We start from the raw sequence: 1,731 nt of genomic DNA, 5'->3' as shown, positions 1-1,731 counted from the left end.
TGAACTGCTACCCGTCAAGTAGACAATAGAAAAAACAAAATTTTCTGCCATCAGATTGTTGATCTGGTGGCAGTTTTTATGCTACCGCCAGATACTGCTCGTACTTCTCGAATGGTGTTAAAATCCCAAGTTTTCTCTGTAATCGCCTAGTATTGTAGTATTCTATGTAGTCCTCTATCATTTTCACAAGAGTGTCTCTGTCAGTGAATCGGTTCCCATAATACCGTTCGCGTTTAAGTATTCCCCAAAATCCTTCCATCGGACCATTATCGATGCATTTAGCTACACGGGACATGCTTTGTGTCATTCCAGCAGCTTCAAGCTTGGCGTGAAAAGCGCGGTTGGTATATTGAAATCCACGATCGGAATGGCACAAGGGTGTTGCTCCAGGATTTGCTGCGATGGCTGCATCAAAGGTATCAAATACCAGAGCGTTATTGTTTGAGTCCCTGATAACAAATGATACAATTCTTCTATCAAATAAATCGAGGATTGCACTAAGATAAATCTTATGAACCTCAATGCCGATGTAATACTTGAATTCAGTGACATCTGTTAGCCATTTATGGTTTGGGGCTTCTGCTGAGAATTCTCTGTTTAACACATTTTCTGCGATAAACTGAGGATTTGCCGCTTGTCTGGTGCATCCGTTATTGGAATATTTGATAGTAGACTTAATTCCCTTCTTTCGGCAGATACGAAGTATGCGTTTATCGTTTGCCTTGATTCCACTATAACGTTCCAGATCATCTCGTATTCTTCTATAACCTTTATCTGGACTATCCATGTGAATTTTTTCAATCTCCACAGCAATTCGTTCATTTTCTGCTTCATAAGACGGAATATCTCTGTGAAGCCATTTATAGTATGCTGCACGGCTTATATGCCCCAGTTTGCAAAGAGTTCCAATGGGGTAATTATGTTCTTCATGCTCTTCTTTGATGGCCTGATAGATATGTTCATTTCTGACCAGGCTTAGCCTCGCCTCCTCTCTATTTCGTCGAGTTTTTTTAAGAAAGATACCTCCATTTCTGCCTGCCTCTTTTCAGCTCGCAGAATCCTGTTTTCTGCCCGGAGCTTCTCCAATTCAGACATCTCTTTAATTGGCTTTGATCTACCGCGCCGGTCATTAAGAGCATCTACTCCACCTGCTTCATACTTGACGGTATAACTTCTTGCCTGTTGATAAGAAACACCAAATTTTGCCGCTGTTTCTGTATAATTATGGTCATGTGCAATGCAGTATTGAACAATCTCCACTCGTTCATCAAAAGTAGTTTTTCTCCCTTTAGTCATGATGGCAGTTCCTCCCGTTCCGGAAGCCTTAAGCTTCTCATGACCATTATACTTCTTAACCCATCGTTTTAGTTGTGTTGTAGAACGAATCCGATATTTGATAAGAATTTCTTTAACGGGAAGAGTGTGCATCAGATAGTCTTGGATTGCAGCTTCCTTAACCTCTTTTGAATAGCAAGAAGCTTTGCTTCCTGTTTTCAATCCCTCCATTCCAAATGTTTCGTATAACCTTATCCAGTCTTTTAATGCCTGCTCTGCCATGCCATAAATCCGGCAGAGTTCTTTAAAACCATGAGTACCAGTCTGGTATTCTAGTAAAATCCTTTCTTTTTCTTCAAATGTGTACTTATGTTTAAAAGACAAAATATGCCCCCCTTCCAAGCAGAACAAGGTTTTTATTATTTCTCTTGTCTACCTAGAAGGGAGCATATCAAA

The 1,731-nt window shown here is 40.3% G+C and carries 2 protein-coding genes; both read right to left on the bottom strand.

The window, feature by feature from the left end; translation table 11 throughout:
* Positions 1 to 76 precede the first annotated feature (76 nt).
* Positions 77 to 943 carry an IS3 family transposase gene (locus G587_RS0116185; RefSeq protein WP_242830101.1) on the bottom strand — a complete coding sequence of 289 codons (867 nt, stop codon included), beginning with the start codon at positions 941 to 943 and terminating at the stop codon, positions 77 to 79.
* A gap of 32 nt (positions 944 to 975) precedes the next feature.
* Positions 976 to 1,659 (bottom strand): helix-turn-helix domain-containing protein, encoded by a 684-nt coding sequence (locus G587_RS0116180; protein WP_022759760.1) that lies wholly within the window; start codon positions 1,657 to 1,659, stop codon positions 976 to 978.
* Between the last annotated feature and the right edge of the window lie 72 nt (positions 1,660 to 1,731).

Source organism: Butyrivibrio sp. XPD2002, assembly GCF_000423945.1.
Taxonomy (GTDB): Bacteria; Bacillota; Clostridia; order Lachnospirales; family Lachnospiraceae; genus Butyrivibrio.
Note: the sequence above shows the minus strand (reverse complement) of the source record. Positions and strands in the feature narration are given on the sequence as shown.